General features: G+C 52.1%; 23 protein-coding genes. 7 read left to right on the top strand and 16 right to left on the bottom strand.

The window, feature by feature from the left end; translation table 11 throughout:
• Positions 1–87 precede the first annotated feature (87 nt).
• From KNP76_RS09175 to KNP76_RS09205, 7 genes are all read right to left on the bottom strand, one after another.
• Complete coding sequence (locus KNP76_RS09175) at positions 88–1,194, bottom strand: glycosyltransferase family 4 protein (RefSeq protein WP_371816199.1); 1,107 nt, start codon at positions 1,192–1,194, stop codon at positions 88–90.
• A gap of 76 nt (positions 1,195–1,270) precedes the next feature.
• Complete coding sequence (locus KNP76_RS09180; protein ID WP_214844333.1) at positions 1,271–1,894, bottom strand: sugar transferase; 624 nt, start codon at positions 1,892–1,894, stop codon at positions 1,271–1,273.
• 17 nt (positions 1,895–1,911) lie between these two features.
• Positions 1,912–3,795, bottom strand: coding sequence for a polysaccharide biosynthesis protein (locus tag KNP76_RS09185; RefSeq protein ID WP_251137415.1), 1,884 nt, complete (start codon positions 3,793–3,795; stop codon positions 1,912–1,914).
• Between the two features lie 15 nt (positions 3,796–3,810).
• A complete protein-coding gene (gene galU / locus KNP76_RS09190) occupies positions 3,811–4,710 on the bottom strand; it encodes a UTP--glucose-1-phosphate uridylyltransferase GalU (protein WP_251137416.1) in 900 nt (299 codons plus the stop codon).
• A 216-nt stretch (positions 4,711–4,926) separates the two neighbouring features.
• The gene (locus KNP76_RS09195) at positions 4,927–5,694 is read right to left on the bottom strand and encodes a tyrosine-protein phosphatase (protein ID WP_214844335.1); all 768 of its coding nucleotides are present in this window, start codon (positions 5,692–5,694) and stop codon (positions 4,927–4,929) included.
• Between the two features lie 12 nt (positions 5,695–5,706).
• Positions 5,707–6,423 carry a CpsD/CapB family tyrosine-protein kinase gene (locus tag KNP76_RS09200; RefSeq protein ID WP_029334354.1) on the bottom strand — a complete coding sequence of 239 codons (717 nt, stop codon included), beginning with the start codon at positions 6,421–6,423 and terminating at the stop codon, positions 5,707–5,709.
• A complete protein-coding gene (locus KNP76_RS09205) occupies positions 6,416–7,138 on the bottom strand; it encodes a YveK family protein (RefSeq protein WP_214844337.1) in 723 nt (240 codons plus the stop codon). The genes KNP76_RS09200 and KNP76_RS09205 overlap by 8 nt, the downstream gene beginning before the upstream one ends.
• Before the next feature lie 194 nt (positions 7,139–7,332).
• Here KNP76_RS09205 and KNP76_RS09210 point away from each other — a divergent pair, with 194 nt between their 5' ends.
• Both KNP76_RS09210 and galE read left to right on the top strand, forming a co-directional pair.
• Positions 7,333–8,526: a hypothetical protein gene (locus KNP76_RS09210; RefSeq protein ID WP_214844338.1), complete on the top strand. Its 1,194-nt coding sequence runs from the start codon at positions 7,333–7,335 to the stop codon at positions 8,524–8,526.
• An 18-nt stretch (positions 8,527–8,544) separates the two neighbouring features.
• Positions 8,545–9,561 (top strand): UDP-glucose 4-epimerase GalE, encoded by a 1,017-nt coding sequence (gene galE / locus KNP76_RS09215; protein WP_214844340.1) that lies wholly within the window; start codon positions 8,545–8,547, stop codon positions 9,559–9,561.
• Positions 9,562–9,594: 33 nt separating this feature from the next.
• On the opposite strand, the gene KNP76_RS09220 is transcribed toward galE, so the two are convergent.
• From KNP76_RS09220 to KNP76_RS09240, 5 genes are all read right to left on the bottom strand, one after another.
• Entirely contained in the window at positions 9,595–9,933 is a 339-nt protein-coding gene (locus tag KNP76_RS09220; protein ID WP_214844342.1) for a hypothetical protein, read from the bottom strand.
• Between the two features lie 123 nt (positions 9,934–10,056).
• Complete coding sequence (locus tag KNP76_RS09225) at positions 10,057–11,250, bottom strand: alpha-amylase family glycosyl hydrolase (protein ID WP_214844344.1); 1,194 nt, start codon at positions 11,248–11,250, stop codon at positions 10,057–10,059.
• 84 nt (positions 11,251–11,334) lie between these two features.
• Positions 11,335–12,258, bottom strand: a complete 924-nt coding sequence (locus KNP76_RS09230; protein ID WP_214844345.1) for an LCP family glycopolymer transferase — start codon at positions 12,256–12,258, stop codon at positions 11,335–11,337.
• A gap of 101 nt (positions 12,259–12,359) precedes the next feature.
• On the bottom strand, positions 12,360–13,202 hold the full coding sequence (locus KNP76_RS09235) for a YihY/virulence factor BrkB family protein (RefSeq protein ID WP_371816201.1): 843 nt from the start codon (positions 13,200–13,202) through the stop codon (positions 12,360–12,362).
• A 73-nt stretch (positions 13,203–13,275) separates the two neighbouring features.
• Positions 13,276–14,229: an LCP family glycopolymer transferase gene (locus KNP76_RS09240; RefSeq protein WP_214844349.1), complete on the bottom strand. Its 954-nt coding sequence runs from the start codon at positions 14,227–14,229 to the stop codon at positions 13,276–13,278.
• A 425-nt stretch (positions 14,230–14,654) separates the two neighbouring features.
• Here KNP76_RS09240 and KNP76_RS09245 point away from each other — a divergent pair, with 425 nt between their 5' ends.
• From KNP76_RS09245 to KNP76_RS09255, 3 genes are all read left to right on the top strand, one after another.
• Positions 14,655–14,888: a hypothetical protein gene (locus tag KNP76_RS09245; RefSeq protein ID WP_214844351.1), complete on the top strand. Its 234-nt coding sequence runs from the start codon at positions 14,655–14,657 to the stop codon at positions 14,886–14,888.
• Positions 14,889–14,923: 35 nt separating this feature from the next.
• The gene (gene gnd, locus KNP76_RS09250) at positions 14,924–15,805 is read left to right on the top strand and encodes a phosphogluconate dehydrogenase (NAD(+)-dependent, decarboxylating) (RefSeq protein ID WP_214844352.1); all 882 of its coding nucleotides are present in this window, start codon (positions 14,924–14,926) and stop codon (positions 15,803–15,805) included.
• A 210-nt stretch (positions 15,806–16,015) separates the two neighbouring features.
• Complete coding sequence (locus KNP76_RS09255; protein WP_214844353.1) at positions 16,016–16,501, top strand: hypothetical protein; 486 nt, start codon at positions 16,016–16,018, stop codon at positions 16,499–16,501.
• A 168-nt stretch (positions 16,502–16,669) separates the two neighbouring features.
• Here the strand turns inward: KNP76_RS09255 and KNP76_RS09260 are convergent, their stop codons facing one another.
• The 3 genes from KNP76_RS09260 to KNP76_RS09270 all read right to left on the bottom strand — a co-directional run bounded on the left by KNP76_RS09260 (position 16,670) and on the right by KNP76_RS09270 (position 18,572).
• Positions 16,670–17,275 carry a PIN domain-containing protein gene (locus KNP76_RS09260; protein ID WP_214844354.1) on the bottom strand — a complete coding sequence of 202 codons (606 nt, stop codon included), beginning with the start codon at positions 17,273–17,275 and terminating at the stop codon, positions 16,670–16,672.
• Positions 17,268–17,771, bottom strand: a complete 504-nt coding sequence (locus KNP76_RS09265) for a helix-turn-helix domain-containing protein (protein WP_214844355.1) — start codon at positions 17,769–17,771, stop codon at positions 17,268–17,270. Before KNP76_RS09265 ends, KNP76_RS09260 begins: the two co-directional genes overlap by 8 nt.
• A gap of 186 nt (positions 17,772–17,957) precedes the next feature.
• Positions 17,958–18,572, bottom strand: a complete 615-nt coding sequence (locus KNP76_RS09270; RefSeq protein ID WP_214844356.1) for a flavodoxin family protein — start codon at positions 18,570–18,572, stop codon at positions 17,958–17,960.
• A gap of 119 nt (positions 18,573–18,691) precedes the next feature.
• Here KNP76_RS09270 and KNP76_RS09275 point away from each other — a divergent pair, with 119 nt between their 5' ends.
• Both KNP76_RS09275 and KNP76_RS09280 read left to right on the top strand, forming a co-directional pair.
• Positions 18,692–19,678: a metallophosphoesterase family protein gene (locus KNP76_RS09275; RefSeq protein WP_214844357.1), complete on the top strand. Its 987-nt coding sequence runs from the start codon at positions 18,692–18,694 to the stop codon at positions 19,676–19,678.
• A gap of 187 nt (positions 19,679–19,865) precedes the next feature.
• Positions 19,866–21,053 (top strand): MDR family MFS transporter, encoded by a 1,188-nt coding sequence (locus KNP76_RS09280; RefSeq protein WP_214844358.1) that lies wholly within the window; start codon positions 19,866–19,868, stop codon positions 21,051–21,053.
• Between the two features lie 127 nt (positions 21,054–21,180).
• Here KNP76_RS09280 and KNP76_RS09285 read toward each other — a convergent pair whose 3' ends face one another.
• Complete coding sequence (locus KNP76_RS09285) at positions 21,181–21,477, bottom strand: spore coat protein (protein ID WP_214844359.1); 297 nt, start codon at positions 21,475–21,477, stop codon at positions 21,181–21,183.
• Positions 21,478–21,485 lie beyond the last annotated feature (8 nt).

Below are 21,485 nucleotides of genomic sequence, written 5' to 3' on the forward strand. Positions count from 1 at the left end.
TTTATAATAATCTTTTTCTTCTTAGTTTATTTTTAAAAAAAGAAAAGTATATACTATATTGAAATTTCAACTTCGCACATTTCATAATTAAACACTTGAAATTGTTTCCATATATTCTTCAACTACAATTTTTCTATCATAGTTCTTTTCAACTTTTTTTCTTGATTGTTTACCCATCTCTCTTCTTATATCTATATCTAAGTTTATAAACCGATCCATTTTCTCAATCAAATCCTTAACATTTTCTGGTTCTACTAAATAACCATTAATTCCATGATCAACTAGTTCACGGCATCCGCTTCTATTCGTTGTAATGATTGGACGTGCGGCTGCAGCACTTTCTAACAGTGCATTAGACAATCCTTCAGGATAATTTGAAGGATGAACAGTACAATGAGTATTTCTCAAAACAGTTCTGATATCTTTTATCATTCCATGATATTTTATTATTCCATTTCGTTGCATGCTTTCTAAAATTTCTTCATAATTCTCTTCGCAAAAACCGCAGATATGATAATGGGTCCATGGGTATTTCTCTTTTAATTTCCTCGCTGCTTCTAAATAAAGTTCAATTCCTTTTTCTTTCATTATTCTCGAAATAAATACGAAATGAATATCCCCATCTTGGTATGAGTATTGAAGTGGTTTGAATTGATTTAAATTCACTCCCGACCCTGGTAAAAGATAATTATTTGAAGAGAGTTTATTTTCTTCAAAAAATATTTTATTTTCCTCATTTTGGAAGTAAACTTTTTTAATTTTTATGAATGAGAATTTATAAAGAAGTTTTGTAATCTTTTGAAGAAAACCTTTTTTTTCTAAAGCGGTACCCAGACCAGTTATATTCGCGACGTATGGTGTTTTTGTTAATACAGAAGCGATGCCACCATATATATTTGGCTTAATAGTATATGTCAAAACAATTAGAGGTTTAATTTTTTTAATCATCTCAACATAAATATAAGTTAATTTAATATCGTCTACTGGGTTCTTTCCATGTCGAGATATATTAGTGTCAATGTGAATACATCCTAATGACACTAATTCGTTAATCTTCTCTCCATTCGGTGAAGAAATATATACTTCATAACCAGCGTCAAGTAACTTTTCCACCAACTCTTTTCTGAAGTTATAAATTACTATTTCATGATTTACTAAAAATAGAACTTTCTTTTTCACTTTTTCACCTTCCACCAAACTTATTAAAACGAGGGTATGTCACATTTTAAAAATAAATAAATAATTAAGGAGTCTTATTGTGTAGTACTACCTAGTTTACATCTTTTTTATTTTTATTTGTAACTATTCCTGTTCCACCTTCTAAAACACCGTCACTTTTCAACACACTTACAAATGTCCCTATAAAACATCTAAAATCCGTTGTTATTGACATTTTTTCTACATAATCTCCATCAAGTCTAGCTTTTATTTCAATCGAAAGTTCATCCCGCCCGTTAATTTGCGCCCATCCCGTGAGTCCAGGTAATATATCATTTGCCCCATATTTCTCACGTTCTTCAATCAAATCATATTGATTCCAAAGCGCAGGACGTGGCCCAATCACCGCCATCTCTCCTTTAAGAATGTTAATGATTTGTGGTAATTCGTCGAGACTTGTTTTTCGTAAGAATTTCCCGACTTTCGTAATGTACTGCTCCGGATCACCTAATAAATGCGTAGGTGTGTCTTTCGGTGCGTCGATTCGCATCGTTCGAAACTTCAAAATATTGAAGTGCGACTGATGAAGTCCGACTCGTTTTTGCTTGAAAAAGACCGGACCTTTCGACTCGAGCTTAATCGCAATCATAATTCCAATAAATAACGGTGCCAGTACAATCAGTCCAATTAGCGACAACATAAAGTCGATTTTCCGCTTCTGTTCAATATACTTCATCATTCACACTCCATTAATTAAACGGTTTCTTTTAGTTGATTATGCTCAACTGAATCGAGACAATCGTTTGCCCAATTGACGAGATATAGTCCGAGCGCTTCGCTGGTTTTCAGTTCGTTCATGCGATCAAGTTTCCCTTGTAAATCAGCTTCCTCTGTAACGATGCCTGTGAAAATCTTCGGATAGACCGCCTCGGGGTGCACTTCGCCTTCTTTCAACAACTCTTCAAACATCTTCTCTCCGGGACGAATGCCACTAAACTCTATCGAAATTTGATCTTCGGTAAAGCCACTTAACTTGATCATATTGCGGGCAAGTTCAACAATCTTAACCGGTTCACCCATATCGAGCACAAACACTTCGCCTCCGTCGGCGAGCGTCCCAGCTTGAATGACGAGACGACTCGCCTCAGGGATCGTCATGAAGTAGCGCGTCATATCCGGATGCGTGACCGTGACCGGACCACCTTTTTCAATCTGCGTCTTAAAGAGTGGGATAACCGACCCACGGCTACCGAGTACATTTCCGAAACGAACGACCGCATACTTCGTCCGACTCGTCTTCGCCAGGTTTTGGACAATCATCTCGGCGATGCGCTTTGTTGAGCCCATGACGTTCGTCGGGTTGACCGCTTTATCTGTCGAAATCATAACGAAACGGGCTGCCCCATATTCATCTGCCATCTCTGCGACATTTTTTGTGCCGTAGATATTATTCTTCACCGCTTCATGTGGGTTTGCTTCCATTAACGGGACGTGTTTGTGGGCTGCCGCATGGAACACGAGGTGCGGCGTGTGCGTCATAAAGACGTCTCGTAACCGCTCAACATCTTGCACATCAGCGATAACTGGAATCAGTTCGACATCCACTTTCAACTCCCGCAGTTCGCGCTCAATCAAATAAATACTGTTCTCACCGTGCCCAAGCAAAAGCACCCGTTCCGGACTGAACTTCAAAATTTGACGACAGATTTCGGACCCAATCGATCCACCAGCACCTGTCACTAATACCGTCTTTCCTTCCACTTCCGACTGGATGCCAGAAATGTCGAGTTCGACCGGTTCACGACCAAGCAAATCTTCAATCGACACTTGACGCATCTGGTTGACAGCGACCTTACCAGCTGCGACTTCTTCAATCATCGGAAGCGTATGCACGTTCGTACAGACTGTCTTCGCTCGCTTAATGATGGCGAGACGCTCTTGATAGCTCATCGATGGGATTGCAAAAACAATTTTATCGATCGCCTCGTTCTCGACAACTTGTTCTAACTGCTCAATCGTCCCGACAACACGTACCCCATTGACCGTCAACGTTTGGAGATGACGATTGTCATCAATAAATGCGACCGGGTTCATGCGATGGTTATCCGACTGTTGGATTTGTCGAACCAACATGCGTCCGGCTTGTCCGGCCCCGATGACGAGCGTTCGTTTCACATCTTTCCGGCGTTTCATGTTGCGGCCGAGAAAAATGGAGTATTGCTGCTGTTTCCACGTAACATAGACGCGTGAGCCTAAGCGAATCCCTCCAAGCATAAGAAGCGACAAACAAAAACTGAGGAACAGCATCCGCTCCATCGCCTCACCGTATACCGCGAATTGAATGAGCAGTAACGTGACCGTACTCATGAATAATGTCGAAGCGAGACGGATCGCCTCGGACATGCTTGCGAAGCGCCACGCCACCTGGTACAACCGGCTCACCCCGGCCATGACGATAAAGAGGGCGCTATAAAGGAATGCAGACTCTAAAAAGTGGTTTTGATCGATATTTTGAATGAATTCAACTGGATATAAGAAAAAATAAGTCAGTACCATCGACGACAAAATTGCGATGATATCAAGCGTGACCAATAGACCGGTCCGTAAAGATTTACGACCGAGTTCAGGAATCGACAATCGGTTTCCCTCCCCTTACTTGACTGCACTCATTGCAGTTTGTTCTTCAACTAATTGCGTGATCATCTTCAAGACGTCATTTCGAAGATCGTCACGGTTCAACGCAAACTCGAGCGTCGTCTGGATAAAGCCGAGCTTTTCGCCGACGTCGTAACGTTTGCCGTCAAACTCGTAGGCAAAGACGCGCTGCACTTCATTCAAACGCGTGATGGCGTCCGTCAATTGAATCTCGCCGCCCGCACCCGCGTCTTGTGTCTCTAAAAACTTAAAAATTTGCGGTGTGAACAAATAACGGCCGAGAATCGCCAAGTTCGACGGTTCCGTCCCAGGTGCCGGTTTTTCGACGAACGACTCGACTTTATGTAACCCGCCTTCAAGCGTCGATTGAAGGTCGACAATCCCGTAACGATGTGTCACGTCACGCGAGACCGATTGCACGCCGATAATCGAGCTTTCCGTTTTATTGTATTGCTCAATCAATTGCTTCGTACACGGCACATCCGCCTGGACGATGTCGTCGCCAAGCATGACGACGAACGGTTCATCTCCAATGAACGCTTTCGCCTGCAACACCGCGTGACCGAGTCCCATCGGTTTCGATTGACGGATGAAGTGGATGTTAATATTCGTCGTCTCTTCGACGAGCTTCAAAAACTCCGACTTTCCTTTTTCGATCAACGTCTGCTCGAGCTCGGGCACGGAATCGAAGTGATCTTCAATCGCACGTTTGCCTTTCCCCGTGACGATCAAGATATCCTCGATACCCGACTCAACCGCCTCTTCAATGATGTATTGAATCGTCGGCTTATCGACGATCGGCAACATCTCTTTCGGCATCGCCTTCGTCGCCGGGAGGAAACGTGTACCGAGACCCGCCGCCGGGATGACGGCTTTTCTCACTTTTTTGATTGTCATGATACTCCTCCTCTGTATATGAAACTATTAATTATCTAAACCATATAAAAAAGGATGCATTTAACATCCCTTGAAAATTATAAATTAAGGTTATCACGTTATTGCTTCTTAAAAAACCAATGATAGGGAATTAAAACCTAAAATCGTTCGACAACTGTCGACAAAAAATCATATTCGTATACCTTATGTCAAGAGTTATTTGTCATAAAAGGGAAATCATTTCTTCCATTTCCCTCTCCAGTTCTTCGTCGGAAGAACGGGCGGGTCGATGAAGATGAATTCGTCTTTCACGATCGCCTCGGCGTTCGTCATGTATGTCTCCCACTTGTCGTGACCGAGCTCTTTCGTGACGACCGCTTCGACGTCCGTCCAGTAGAACGTACGGCGACCTGTGCTGTGAGCATCGGAGGCGATCAAGTGGCTGAGCCCGTTGCGGAGAAACGTGAAGGCGAGCTCTTGCACGTTTTGACCGAACTCTCCCGTCAAGGATGACGTCGTGATTTGCGACAACGCTCCAGACGAGACGAAGTCCATGAGCCGCTTCGGGTTCGTCGCGAACTCTTTGTTTCGCTCAGGGTGGGCGATGACCGGCGTGTAGCCTTCCGTCTGTAGACCGAAAAACAACTGCTCGGCGTAGGCCGGCACCGAGTCGCTCGGGAACTCGACGAGGACGTAGCGTGACCCGGCGAGCGAGAGCGCCTCGCCTTTCTCGAGTGAGGCGACCAAGTCACCGAAGATGCGAATCTCTTGGCCCGGGTATAGATCGAGCGAGATGCCCTCTTTATGGAGGATCGTCTGTAACGTCGAGGCGGCGTGTTGGACGTTCAACTCACCCGTCTCGAACTGGGGGTGAAACGCGTGGGGGGTGACCACGATCGCGGTCACCCCTTCGCTTGCTGCGCGTTTCGCCATTTCAATCGCTTGTTCGACCGTCTCAGGTCCGTCATCGACGGCCGGGAGGAGATGACAATGGATATCAATCATGGCGTTTCTCCTTTACTCGTACGCGTAGTAATAGTAATAGTCGTCGCTGCCTTGCGGCTCGCGCTTGTTCAAGACGACGCCGAGGATGTGCGCGTCGGCGAGCGTCAACTGTTCTTTCGCCTTAACGACCATCTGGCGGTCCGACTTGTCGCAGCCGACGACGAGGACGATGCCGTCGACTTTACGAGCGAGCAGCCGCGTGTCCGCGACCTGCATCATCGGCGGCGCGTCAAGGATGATCATGTCGTAGTTCGTCTTGAGCTCTTCAATCACGCGGTCCATCATCTTCGACGACAACAGTTCCGACGGGTTCGGCGGGATTGGGCCTGCCGCGAGCAAATCCAAGTTCTCGACTTGCGTCGTGTGGATCGCCTTCTCGCTCGTCGTCTTCTTGGCGAGGACGGTCGAGAGGCCGATGCCGTTCGAGAGGCGGAACGTGAAGTGGGCCGTCGGGCGGCGCATATCGCAGTCCATGAGGAGGACGCGCTTGCCTTGCTGAGCGTAGACGACGGCGAGGTTCGACGCCGTCGTCGACTTGCCTTCGCCTGAAGAGGCCGACGTGATGGCGACCGTCTGCAACTCGTCATCGACGGCCGTGAACTCTAGGTTCGTCCGAATCGTCCGGTACTGCTCCGAGATCGGGGACTTCGGTTTGTGGACCGTGATCAAGTCGCGGCCCGTCTTGTCATATTTGATATGCTTCGATTTCTTCTTGCCGAACTTAAACATGGACCTCTTCCCCTTTCACTTTCGCTTGACGTTGCTGCTGCATCTCGACGCGGTCGATGACCGGTATCGAGCCGAGCACCGGAAGCTCGAGGATTGTCTCGACGTCTTGCTCCGTCTTGATGCGGCGGTCGAGGACGATTTTTAAGAAAGCGATGGCGACGCCGATCATCATCCCAAGGACGGCGGCGATCGCCGTGTTAAGGAGGATGTTCGGGCTGACCGGGAACATCGGCACGGACGCGTTCGACAACACTTTGACGTTATCGACGCTCATGAGCTCCTTGATTTCATTAGAGAAGACGGTGCTAATCTCGTTCGCGATATCCGTTGCGAGCATCGGGTTCGTATGTTGAACTTTAATGTTGATGACTTGTGAGTTTTGTTCGCTGTTGACCGAGATCAAATTGCTGATGTTTTCCGGGGCGCCGACGACGTTGTTTTGGACTTGCTCGAGGATGGCCGGGCTTTGGATGATGACGCGGTACGTATTGACGAGCGTCACCGACGACTGGATTTGACTGCTGTCGATCATGTTGTTTTGTGTCTCTTTCGGGGCGACGAGCACTTGCGTCGACGCCTCATACGTCGGGCTGATGACGAACGAGCTGACCAAAAAGGCGATGAGGGCTGCGACAATCGTCAAGCTCGCGATGAGCCATTTGCTCCGTTTCAAGATGGAGAACAATTCTCCAAGGGAAATCGTTTCTTCGTTCATAGTCTGTTCCTACTCTCCTCTATGTGTTGATAGACCGCTGGAAAATTCCCGCAGATAATATTTAATCTGACAATACCAAAACATTATAGCAAAAATAATGTCGGATGATGACCCATTTTTTAAATTTTGGGTTTTTCGGCATATAAATCTGCTAAACTTTGTAGGGAAACCTTATACTAAAGGAGGATACGACAGTGCACGTCAGTGAGCGATTACTCCAACTGTACGCAGAGCTCGATGCGTCGACACGGAATACGATTCAAGCGAGCATCAAACAAAATTTAGGGGACGGCAAACCGCTGTCCGTCTCATACGAGGAATTGACTGGAAAGACGTCCAACACGTTACCGGCCGACGAAAAATCGGCTGCCGATTTCACGGCGTGGATCAAAGACGGGAAGAAAGACACTACGTTCCTTCCATATTATGTAGCACTACTCGAGAACGGTGGTGCGACGGCAAAGAAAGCGGTACCAGCAATCGAAGCGACACCGCCCGACGAAGACGGAACCGTTCCTGAAGACGACACGACCGAAGCACGGGAACCGGTCGTCAAGCAACGGTACATGCCGGAAGCGCCGGTCCCGTCGCGGGCGGAACGGGCGAAGTACCAACGCGCCATCGAACCGGCCCGGCCAAAGAAGAAGTCCGGCGCCAAATGGCTCGGTGCCCTCGCCCTCATCGGATTACTCATCGGCGGCGGCTATATCGGGTATCCATATGTATCGGCGTTGTTCGAGCCGAGCGAACAGGCCGAAGAAGTCGCAGCCCCGACCGAAGAGGCCGAACCGGTCGCCGAGACGCCGGCCGTGACCGAAGTGTGGCTCACGGAGAAGAACGTGTCGCTCCTCAGCGAACCGAACGGCGACAACGTGACGTATATCGGCGACATCGGCGACCGCTATGACGTCCTCGAAGAACGGGACGACCATCTGTTGCTCGACCTCGGCATCGACGGGATGACGGCGTGGGCGCCGGTCGCGTCGACGACGACGGAATGGAAGTCGTTCACGCTCAGTGACCAACAAGTGCTCAACTTCTTGCAGACGGGCGTCGATCAAATCTACCTCGACCGGGCATCGGTCGACGAATACTTGGCGTTCAGCGAAGCCGAACTATACGAACTGCTCGGCCAACCGTTCGGACGCGACGCCGATGCCTTGAACGATTACTCGTTCTACACCGGCATCTTCTTCGTCATCCAAGACGAGGCGGTCCACGCCATCGATTGGACGAACACGCCGACGACGAAAGAAGCGTTCAGACAGCTCGGCACGCCTGTGTACGAGACCGAGGACGCCATCGTGTTTGAAAGCCCGAAATACTCGCTCCGCATGTTCGTCGGGGCGAACGGGACATCGACGCGCATCCGCGTCACCGAGATTTAATTCGAAAGGAGCCTACTTATGCCAACGATCCTCGTGACGGGTGGTGCCGGCTACATCGGCACGCACACCGTCCTCCAACTACTTGAAGACGACTATGACGTCATCGTCCTCGACAACTTGTCGAACAGCCGCCGCGAGGCGCTCGACCGGGTCGAAGCGCTCACCGGGAAGACCGTCGATTTTTACCTCGGTGATATCCTCGACCGCGAGTTGCTCGAACAGATTTTCTTGAAACATACGATCGACGCCGTCATCCATTTCGCCGGCCTAAAAGCCGTCGGCGAGTCGGTCAATGAGCCGCTCCGGTACTACGAGAACAACGTCGTCGGCACGACCGTCCTCCTCGACGTGATGGACGCGTTCGACGTGAAGCAGATCGTCTTCTCTTCGTCGGCGACCGTGTACGGCATGCCGGAACGGACACCGATCGACGAGACGTTCCCGCTCAGCGCGACGAACCCGTACGGGCGCACGAAGTTGATGATCGAGGAGATCATGCGCGACTTGGCCGTCGCCGACGACGCGTGGAGCATCGCCCTCCTCCGCTACTTCAATCCGATCGGCGCCCATGAGTCGGGCCGAATCGGGGAGGACCCGTTCGACGTCCCGAACAACCTCATGCCGTACATCACCCAAGTCGCCGTCGGCCGTCTCGAGCGTTTGAGCGTGTTCGGTGACGACTACGACACACCGGACGGCACGGGCGTCCGCGACTACATCCACGTCGTCGACCTCGCCGCCGGCCATTTGAAGGCGCTCGACTACGTGATGGCACATACCGGCGCCGAGGCGTTCAACCTCGGGACGGGCACGGGCTACAGCGTCCTCGACCTCGTCAAGGCGTTCGAGGCCGAGAGTGGCAAGGCGATCCCGTACACGGTGACGCCGCGCCGCCCCGGCGACATCGCCAGCTGTTTCGCCGACCCATCGAAGTCGAAGCGAGTGCTCGGCTGGGAAGCGACGCACGACGTCCGCGCCATGTGCCGCGACGCCTGGAACTGGCAATCGAACAACCCGGAAGGATACCGGGGATAATGCCCATACGAAAACGCCTAATCGAAAAATCGATTAGGCGTTTTCGGCGTCTTCTTCAAGGACGATAGGCCGTTCTTTCCCCGGCGTCACGAGCACCCCGAAGTCGAGGACGACGACGAGGATGGCGATGCCGGCGAGGGGCCAGGCGACCTCTAACGGGAACTCGTTGACGATGAAGCCGAACAGGGCGAACGCGGCGAACGTCAAATAGTAGCCTTTCCGCCAGAGCGTCCGGTAGCTGTTGGCCGCCTCTTTATCCCAGATATAGAACGCGACGTAGCCGACGAGGGCGATGAAGAGCGTGGCGAACATCCAGTACACGTACGATTGCATCGTCAGTTGAAACAAAAAGAGAAACAGTGATTGGTCCATCGAAATTCCGCCTTTCGGTGAGTGGTCTAGGTTGACATGGAACTTCCTTCTATTCCATTTTCTACCTAAAAGACCGATGCGTCAATACACCTAGGCAAAATGTTAATTTTTAAGACATAAGTCCTAATTTTGTCGAATCCAGACGTAGCCGTACGGCGCGAGCTCGATGCCGTCGACCGGCTCGTCGGTGAACAAGTTGACACCGGACTGTTTGACTCGGACCGTCTCGTCCGACACGTTCGTATGCAAGACGACCGTCTCGTCCCCGCCCGTCCGCTCGACCGTGAACACGCGTTTGTCGACCGATTTGATCGCATGTGGCACGTGCGGCGAGAACGCGGGATGCGTCCGGCGCACGTTCAGCTGTCCGAGGACGCCTGAGAAGACGTTCAACCGGTACGGGTCCGTCTTCAGCTCTTGGACGAGCGTGTCGCGGCCGACCGGCGTCGTGACACCGAGGAGCGTCCGATAGTCGACGGACGGGATGCCTTGGAGCGAGAACAGGATGCTGTGGGCGGCGAGGAGCATGTCCACACTCGGCTCGATCAAGTTCTTCTCGAACGGGTCGCGCTCCTGTACGGACAAGAAGTTGAAGTACGTCTTCCCTTCCGGTGGCGACTCGATCCGCTTCGCCCAATCGGTGAGTCGTCCGGCGTCGCCTTGCGCGAACGCGAGCAGCGTATGCGACGCGAGGTCGAAGTGACAGATAGCGTCGGCGACATCGAAGTAGGAAGCGACCGCATCCCCCTCAAAGGCGAGGACGAGTTGTGCGTCCGGTTTATAATGATGGAGCACATTGTGCCAGAGTCGGAGCACGGTCCGGATCCGCTCTTCCGGCATGCCCCGGAACGACTGGACGTGGACCCTGAGCTTCGTCGCCCCTTGCGCGAGCCGCTCCAAGAATAAATCCGTCTCCTTCAACAAGTCGAACTGCGACTCGTTGTACACGTCCGGCGTCACGTCGTACATGAGGTCGAACTCGTGGTTGACGTGACTCAAGTCCTCGGCGAGCCGGATGCGCGGGTCGACGCGGGTGTCGGTCGGCGGCGCCGCGTACGGGAACAGCGAGACGAGATACAAATCGCTAATCGTCGCCTGGACGTGCTCCTTCAACAGCTCATGGAGCGCGTCGAGGTCCGGTGTCCCGTCCGTCGTGACGGCGTTCGCGTCAATCATGAGGACGCTCGTCTTCTCGTCTGACGGCACGGCGTCGTGCCACGGGTGCCCGTCCCACTTCTCGAACAGGCGGCGCCATTCGTTTTCCGTATGGTCGTCGACGAGCTCGCCGACGAGTGGTGCTACCCTTTCCCAAATCATACGTTTCCCTCCTCTGTGATTCTCTTATCCTTGTCCCACTGTTCACCCGTTTTCAAACAAAAAAAAGCCGCCACGCGGGCGACTTCATTCCATGAGACGTTGCAGTTCGGACCGGACGCTCTCGAGCGAGGCCGGGTCCGGGTTCCAGTAGTAGATGCCGTCCGACTCGATACCGCCGGCGCCTTCGAGGCGGAGCGTCGAGGCGTTGCGGAACGCCTTCATATAGTCCGTCGACAGCGTCACGAGCTCGTTGAACTCGAGGTTCGTCTTGGCGCGACGCCCGGCGACGTCGAGCAGCTTCGTCACTTTGTCGACCGAGAAGTCGGAGCGCCCTTTCTCGACGATGGCCGCGACGACGGCACGTTGCCGCTCCTGGCGGCCGAAGTCGCCGTTCGGGTCGTCATAACGCATGCGCGCGTACGACAGGGCCCCCTCGCCGTCCAAATTCACCTCGCCGACCGGGAAGTTGTAGCCGTCCGTCGCGAAGGCGAAGTTGTTCGTGACGGTGATGCCGCCGAGCGTGTCGACGACGTCGGTGAACGCGTCCATGTCCGTCTCGACGACATAGTCGATCGGGATGTCTAAGAGCGCCTCGACCGAGTCCATCGCCATCTCGGCACCGCCGAACGCGTAGGCGTGGTTGATTTTGTCACGGATGCCGCGACCGACGATCTCGGTCAACGTGTCCCGCGGGATCGACAGCATCGCCCCTTCGTCCGTCTCCGGGTTGAGCGTCATGACGATCATCGAGTCGCTCCGCCCCTGCTCGTTGCCCCGGCGGTCGACGCCGAGGAGGAGCACCGACACGGACCGTTTCTCTTCGATCGTCTCGACCTGTTTCCGTTCCTCGCTAATCTCTAAATTGTCGTTCACTTTCGTCACCGTCTCGTTGACGTCTCTGTACATCGACCAGACGAACAGACCGCCGGCGACGAGGAAGACGGTCATGACGCCTAGCGTGACCAGGACCCACTTCTTCCATGATGATTTTTTACGATGTCTCGCCATCGGGCCACCTGCTTTCCTCACATGTATACGGTTTGAATTCCCGCTCTCCGTGTTTGATTATAGCATGTTGCCAAAAAATGCTAGCGATATCTTTCAAATTTTCATGGATAATGTGTCCGGCGCGGCGTCCGGCGCATATAGTGTGGCCAGGCGGCGTTAATCTCGGCCCCGAGCAGCATCGTCGCCGCCGTCAAGTAGAGCCAAATCTGTAGCAAGATGACGAGGCCGATCGTCCCGTACGTCTCGCCGAACATCGTGAAGCGATCGACGTAGACGCTATAGCCCGTCGACAGGAGCTGCCACGAGATGACGGCGAAGACGGCGCCCGGTAAGGCGTCCGTCAGGCGGACGCGCTGCTGCGGGGCGATCATATAGAACGCCGAGAACGCGAGGACGAGGATGACGGTCGAGACGGTGTAACGCGAGAGCGTCGCGAGCCGCGAGAACTCCTCGACGGCGGGGACGGTCCGATACAGCAAGTTCAAGAACTCTTGGCTGAAGATGTGGAAGACGACGAGGATGACCGCCCCGACGCTCCAGGCGAGCAGTGTGATGAGACCGATGAGCCGGCGCCGCATGTAGCCGCGCACTTCCGTCTCCCCGTAGGCGAACACGGTCAGCTTGACGAGCCGGGCCGTGCCGTTCGTCGCCGACCAGATGACGATTAATGCCCCGAACGAGATGAGGCCGACGTTGATGTTGCCGCTCACGTCATAGACGATGGCGAACAAGTCGCGGACGGTCTCCCCCGGGACGAGCGTCTCGATCTGTTCGATGAGCATCGTGTCGTCGATGCGGAAGATCGCCGTGAAGGCGAAGAGGAGGAAGAACGTCGGGAAAATGGCGAGAAACCAGAAGAAGGCGAGCGTCGCGCTATAGTCGTTGATATGGTGCTCGCGGAACCGGTGGCGGACGTCGATGATGAGCCGTAGCAGGTCTGACACGAGGTCACCTCCTTTTTTGACTTTATTATGGCACAAAACAAGCGCCCCATCCGTAAGGAATGAGGCGCCCGTGTCATTGTTCCATCAACTCGGACAGATACCCTTGCACGTCCGCCAGTGAGGCGGCGTCCGGGTTCCAGTAATAGATGCCGTCGCCGGCCTTGCCGCCCGTCCCTTCGAGGCGGAGGACGTCCTGATTCTTGAAGGCGTCCATGTAGTCCGTCGAGAGCGTGCGAATCTCTTTGAACGTCATGTTCGTCTTGGCGTTGTTGCCTAAGACGTCGAGCATATTGTTGAACTTCGCGATCGAGAAGTCGTCTTTCCCTTTATTGACGAGCGCCGTGATGACGTCACGCTGACGCTCCTGGCGCCCGAAGTCGCCGCTCGGGTCGTCGTAGCGCATACGCGTGTAGGCGAGCGCCTCTGGTCCCTTCAACGTGATCGTCCCCGGCTCGAACGAATAGTCGCCCGACGTGAAGGCGAACTTGTTCGTCACGTTGACGCCCCCGAGGAGGTCGACCGTGTCTTGGAAGCCTTTCATGTCGACTTCAGCGACGTAGTCGATCGGGATGCCGAGCAGGTTCTCGACCGTCTCGAGCGCCATTTCGGCCCCACCGAACGCGTAGGCGTGGTTGACCTTGTCCTCGACGCCCTTGCCGACGATCTCCGTCTTCGTGTCCCGCGGGATTGACAGCATCGCGCTCTTGTCCTGGTTCGGGTTGAGCGTCATGACGATAATCGAGTCGCTGCGCCCTTGTTCGTCGGCGCGGCGGTCGACCCCGAGCAACAAGACCGAGACCGGCTGCTTGTCGGAGATCGTCTGGACGTTCATCCGTTCGGCGCTGAGCCCTGTCGACTCGTTCAACCGGTCGACGGTCGAATCGAGTTGGTTATATAGGTAAAACGCGGCCCCGACCCCGATGAGCAGGAACAGCCCGATGACGATACCGGCGATCGACGCGATGCGTTTGGCCGGGGAGTATTTTCTACGACGTTTCTTGACTCTCTTTTTCTTTTGCTCTTCCATGACGTGGCACCTTTCTGAAAACCCGTTAATGATTTGACACAGGTATGATTTTATCATGCAAACTATTCCGACATTTTAAAATTTTATAAATGAGGTAAATGATTGTCGGCTGTTGTCGAACAGCCAGCTCTTTTAATTGTATCGGTCGTTTCCATGAAACGTTTAACTTGTCGTTCGTTAGCTTACCACGGTTTGTAGTGATTGAAATCGTTCTCAATTATTCGCACCGCCTCGAAAGTCACATTCTATCTCTAGGACCGATGTGGATTCGCTTCGGTTCCGTCATCATTTGTTCACGTTTTTAGGACTGTTTGCTCATTTTCACACGGATAGACCGAGACAAATGGATGATTTTTTGTAATAATTGTATTAGTTGTCATGAAAATGTAATTGAAACCCAAATTTGAATCAAGGGAGCCGTGCAGATGCGCTTTGTCGTGACGTGTTATTTGAGAGAAGGAAAAACGGTAACGTTTTACGCGTATGGGAGTTCACAGTTCGACGTCGAACGGACGTTCAAGGAGACGCTTCAAACCGCGAGCCCGCTGAACGACTTCGTCGAGTTGAGCGACGGCTGGAACATCCCTGTCGGCGAGATTCTCGCCTATCGGATCAGTGAAGTGAAACCGGCTCTTTTGAAGCAAACCGATTTCGGGTAACCCTATTAAGAATAGATTCATGAAGGGGTGACGATATGGAAATCGGAATGATTGGTTTAGGCAAGATGGGGTTGAACCTCGCGCTCAACTTGACGGATGCGGGCCACCGCGTCCTCGGCTACGACCCGGGCAACGTGTCGACGAGCCAGTTCGAGACGAAAGACTCGCTCGAGGCGGTCATCGACGGCTTGAAAGCGCCGCGCGTCGTCTGGGTGATGGTACCGGCCGGCGAGGTGACCGAGCACGTGCTAGAAGACTTGCATCGGCTACTCTCACCGGGGGACATCGTCATCGACGGCGGCAACTCGAACTACAAGCAGTCGATGGCACGCGCCGAGCACTTCAAGGAAAAGCTCATCTACTTCTTCGACGTCGGGACGAGTGGCGGCATGGAAGGGGCACGGCACGGGGCGTGCACGATGATCGGCGGGGACATGGAGGCGTTCGGCAAGATCGAGGCGCTCTTCTCCGACGTGTCGACGGACAACGGCTACTTGTACGCCGGTCCGAGTGGCAGCGGGCACTTCTTGAAGATGGTCCATAACGGCATCGAGTACGGCATGATGCAGGCGATCGCCGAAGGGTTCGAGATTCTCGAGAAGAGCCCGTTCGACTACGATCACGAGCAGGTCGCCCGCGTCTGGAACCACGGCTCGGTCGTCCGCTCATGGCTCATGGAGCTGACCGAGAGCGCGTTCTCGAAAGATGCGAAACTCGACGAGATCAAAGGTATCATGCATGCGTCGGGTGAAGGCAAGTGGACGGTCGAGACGGCACTCGAATACGGCGTCCCCGCACCGGTCATCGCCCTGTCGCTCATGATGCGGCAACGTTCGCTCGAGGAGGACACGTTCTCCGGCAAGGTCGTCGCCGCGCTCCGAAACGAGTTCGGCGGGCATGCGGTGGAGAAAAAATAATCGTTGTAAGCGTCGGTCGAGTCGAACTCGGGCGACGTTTTTTTGTACTGTGACAGTTATCCGCTCGTCTCGATGCGAACAAACGTTGATATGAATGGGATTTCTATACATTTGGCGATTGAATGTACTAATTTCTGTAAAACTTTTTTCGTTTCAGCAGGCGTATGATGAAAGAGCAGCATATCTTGTGACACAGATGGAGCCGGCATGATGCGTAAACTTCACGACTATAACGTCTACATCCCGAAAGAGCTTTATGAACCAGGAGACAGGCCCGTGTTCCGGAGACGGAATCATAACTGGCAGGACATGGAGGCATGCTTTGACAAACTCGTCGCCCAAGCGTTCCATGCGTTCGAGCATGGCGGGTACTTCTTATGTCAGGCGTACGCTCTGGTCCACACCCGTATTCACATGCTCAAGCTGAAACGAACGTGTGAGGATGGCCGCGGCGTCGAGATGCACGTGACTTATTTGCATGAAATGAAAGATATCTACGTCATGTTTTATATTGACGGTGTAGCGACCCGGGCGCGAACGGCCTGGCTGTCGAACGGGATTCTGATTCTTCAGCCGGACTCGTATGCGAATTGGCTCCACTTTGAACCATGCTGGGTCGGGGATCATTTCATCGACGACATCTCGATTTTATTGCTGAAAGAGTTCCGCAAGATCGAGCTCCGATCAAGGTTCTAATGTGAACAGCCCCTAGATGTCTAGGGGCTGTCGCGCTGTCCGTCACTCCATGACGTTGCCTTCCGCCGGGATTGGAGTCTGCTTCAATAGGTTCGCGAAATGGTAGAGGTTGTACGCCATGACACGACCGTTCTTTTTCGTGAAGGCGTTAGGCGGACAGTGCTATCTTTATTCGTCATGAAGTTCAGCCAATCCGATAAATATAGAAAACAAATTGCTGAAACGAGTATCTCGATGGATTGTCTCATGAAGTTCAGCAGATATCCTCACAAAATTGCTATTACCAATGTTGTAGAGGACTTTTTCTTCGTGGTCGTTCAATACTAGATACAGCAAAAAATCTTTTACATTTCGCGTTACAATAACACCATCCTCAGAAAAAGCATCGTATAGTATACGTGCGTCGGAAGTTCGAAGATACTGAGCTTTCAATCCTGTTTCTTGTTCAAACTCCTGTCGATAGCGCTTAACAATATAACCACTCATCATTCGAATATATTGTTCCATCTCTGATTCTAGTACGTTTGAAGAGACCGAGCATTGATTAATCCATCTCGAAATCTTTCGTTTTTCACTTGGTCTCAAATCCTTTGCGACCATTTGAACCATTAATTCTAGTTTGGCTTCTTCAGGAATTAATAAAATCGCCTTTTCATCGGCCGATACTTCCTTAAAGAAATCGATTGCTTGTTGACGCCTAGCCTTGGTCGCATCATCATTTCCTGGCGCACTAGCATCTCGAAACACATTTGTATCCAAAACATATTTACGCATCTTGCAAAGAACTTTCATTTTCTTCAGCGAACTTCACCATGTTGGACGCCAATTCATCACTAGACGTTCTCACAATTTGATATTTCATGACCAATTCCTCGAAACGAGGATGTGTCATGAATTGCTTCGCTGGAATTCGCCATTTTCCTTTGCCATTCAACGTTCTATGCGCCAAAATTTCACCAGTCATACATTTTCTTCGAACCATTTGAGGAGACACTTCAATTAGCTCCGCCACTTCTGCTACAGTCAAATGTTCAGGAACAGTCTCAAGTGCATTTTCAGGTAGTGCGTATTTGTGAATCAGTTGAATATCTTCATCAGTCAGTTCTATGTCTAGCGCTTTTTCCATTTCTTTCAAGCGATTTACCGCTCTGCTAATTGATGCCCGAAGCCGTAGACGGTCACTCGTCAAATCTTTAGTCGTCTCAATAACTTTAAACTGTGGATCATCTTCAATCATTTGAAAGAGCGTATCCATCAATTTCTTTTCCATTCTAATCACTCCTTTTCGAAATAAATGAAACAAACGAAACAAACGAAACAAACGAAACCTTCTATTCATTATAAATCTAATCATAAAAAGTATCAAATGCATCTCTAACCTAAGAAATATATCCTTTCCTTCAATTTCGACCATGGCTGTTATTTGATATAAAAACAGACGGCCGAGGCCGCCTGCTTACTCTAATGTATTTCCTTTCGCCGGGATTGGCGTCTGCTTTAGCATACTGGCGAAGTGATACAAATTGTACGCCATGACGCGCCCGTTCTTTTTCGTGAAGGCATTATCGCGGCCCGCATCGATATACGAGTCACCTGGTCCGGCCTCGCCGACCCAATACGTGTCGACGTTCGGTGGGACCGTGAAGCCGATATGGGATAGGCCGTACAGGATGGACGCACAGGCGTGCTTCGCCCCGTCCTCATTCCCCGTCACGACGACACCGCCGACTTTATTGTAGTAGATGGCCTGGCCTTTGTCGTTCGTCAAGGCGCTACCTCCATATAACCGCTCGATGACTTGCGTGGCGACGCTGCTCTTTTCGCCGAGCCAAAGAGGTGTGCCGATAATGAGGATATCGGCGGCTTTCACTTTCTCGAAGATCTGTGGCCACTCGTCCCCGTCCCCTTCATCTTCCGTCACCCCGAAGGCGACGTTGTAGTCGACGACACGGACGATTTCCGAGTCGATTCCGAGCTTATCGAAGTGCGTGATGATATCTTTCATCAACCCTTCCGTGTGCGAGGTCGTGTCCCCGCCTTTCAATGAACAGTTTAAGAATAAGGCTTTCATCGAATCCCTCCTTATAGTAGACAGTTAGGTGTTCCCTGTGCGTCGGAAGCTTAATCTTGTCGACATGTCTGTCTCCACATGGGAAAATCAGGATAGACCAGATTCGGGAGGCACTGCCCATGACACGCTTCATCCATATTGCCGATTTACACCACGCGAGACATACCGGGAACGCCATCACGGCCGAACGGACGAGTTTTTCGATTCAAGCTGATAAGCTCGCCCAACTCGCTGAGGTGATTCGAGAGGAATCGATCAAGGCCGTATGCATTGCCGGTGACATCGAAGTGAGCGACCCTGAAGATTTCATCCCGTATTTAAAGACGTGGACCGCTCTTGGTGCATCCGTTTACTTGGTGTACGGAGATCATGATATCAACAGGCTCACTTACGACGCGTGTTGGCGTCAAATCGAGCACGTACATACCTTCCCCCAACCCGGTTATATCTTCGATGAAGCGCTCGGTGCGGGCATATACGGGCTGAGCTGTGAAACGAACCAGGCAGGATTGAAAGGACAGATTGCGCATACCCCGCTACGGAACGACTCGTATCCGAACATCTTTCTCAGCCACGGAGACCGAAATCAGTTCCCAGCATCGGTCGTTAGCGAACTCGGATTTAGTTATTATGCCCTCGGGCACCATCATCGCCATGAGGTCACTTCTCGCGGGGGCGCCAAGCTCGTCTACCCCGGCCACATCTTCTCCGTCTGGGATGGATGCGGCAAAGCGTGGTCGACCGGCTATATCGTCGGCGAAGTCACGCCGTCGGGCATCAATCACGAGTTCCGTACGTTCAAGGGACCTGAGACGCGACGAATCAGTTTCAACCCGTTTCTCCGAGACGGGTCGCGCATCCTGGTCACACGCGATAATATCGATGCGCCTTCCGAACAATGGATTGAAGACGATGGCGCCACGCTACGTGAACTGATCCGCTCCACGTTGGTACGCTATCCTGATGATTACTTCGTCACGCCGAGTCGTTCGACAGGTTACCCGACGAGACGTCTCTCAATGACCGGAAAATTACTGCTAGAAGATGACGAGCGATTCGTGGAATTCTTCGCTCGCAGTTTCAAAGCGACGAAGACGACTCAATAAAAATGACCTCCGATGAATCAATCGGAGGTCATTTTTACAAACATATGTTCGTTTTATAGTACAGCGCAAACAAGCGCCTATATATTCGCTTTTTCTATTCTTAGCGTAGCAAATCCCGCAACATAAGTCTATTCTTTTTCGCTCCGACTCCCTACAGTAAAGATAGACTCTGGAAAGGAGCACCTCAATGGAATCATACCGCTGGGACCTCAACCTGAAGGTCCGCTTGTTCGGAGAAGGGCTATTCAATCTCTTGTTTTGGATGTACTTCCCGTTCATCACCGTCTATTTCGCCCAGACGCTCGGCGTCGAGCTGGCCGGTCTGCTCATGGCCGTGCCGCCGCTGTTTCTGTTGCTTGGCAGTTTAATCGGCGGTTCGCTCGCAGACGAAATCGGACGCCGCCCCGTTATGCTCGTCGGGACGTTCGCGCAAGGGATCTTGTTCCTCGCCTTCGCCTTCTCGACGAACGGCTACATCGATTACATCACCTATATCGGCATCGGCTTCATGGGCGCCATCTATAAGCCGGCCAGCTCGGCCATGGTCGCCGACCTCGTGCCGGCCGAACACTTGCGGGACGTGTTCGCGACGTTCATGGCGTCGAACAATATCGGTGCCGTGCTCGGTCCCATCCTCGGGGCAGTCCTCTTCTTCGAACATCGCCAGGCGCTCCTCCTCGGCTGCGCCGTCGTCCTGTTCGGATATGGGATGTTGCTCGCGGCACTCACCCGTGAAACACGACCGGCCGCGACCGGGAAGACGGTCGCGATGACGCTCCGTACCCAGGGTCGGTCGTATGCGACGATTTTGCGCGACCCGTTGTTCCGCCTCTACTTGATTGCCGGCGTGTTTGCTTTGATCCCGATTATGCAGCTCGACGTGTATTTGCCCGTCTATCTGATCGAACAGGCACCGGCCACGTTCGACGTCTCGAACACGGTCCTGTTCGGCTGGCTCGTCGCCTATAATGGCCTATTGTTCGTCGTCTTCATCATTCCCGTCACACGCGTGTTCCGGGCGTGGGACGAGCGACGTGTCTTCTTGTTGTCGACGTTCCTCGCCGGCTTCGGGACGTTCCTCGTCGCCTTCTCGTCAAACATCTGGTACTTGTTCGTCGTCACGACCGTGTTCACGTTCGGCGAGTTGATTCGTTCCCCGGTCAGCCAGAGTTTCGTCAGCCGTTATGCACCGGCCGAGTCTCGCGGACAATATCTCGCGGCCGACACGCTCCAAAACACGATCGGCAAATTCCTCGCGCCGGTGACGGTGCTCGTCTCGGGCTTTGTCTCCCCACTCGCCGTGTTCACGCTCATCTTGCTGTCGTCGCTCATCGGGATGGCACTCTACGCCAGACTGTTCAATCGGCTGACATGAAAAACACGAGGGTAAGCCGTTTCGTATTGATACACATGAGTATGTACTCCCTCACGCATAGTCTTTATCCGATACTAGGCGTCCGCTCTTCTGAAACGAAAAGACCAGCTTTTCAGCTGGTCCCTCGTCAGTCTTTAATCAATTCCATCGCTTTGTCGACTTTATCTTTATCGTGCTTCAACTGTTTCTCGATATCATACGCCATGTACATATCGTTTTGAATCATATAGTCGGCGATCTCGGCATGGTCCTCAATCGCTTGATTCATCTGTTTGACGAGCACTTTCCGAACTTCCGGTGACGCCGTCTCGGTCACCGCCACCGCATAGGCCCGGATGGCCGATTTTGCTGTGATGAGCATGTCAGCCGCAATCAACTCATCCCTCTGTTTACTCGCGCGTTTCAAGTTTTCTGTGATTCCCATAGAACGAC

Origin of the sequence: Exiguobacterium sp. s150 (genome assembly GCF_018618435.1) — a bacterium.
GTDB lineage: Bacteria > Bacillota > Bacilli > Exiguobacteriales > Exiguobacteriaceae > Exiguobacterium > Exiguobacterium alkaliphilum.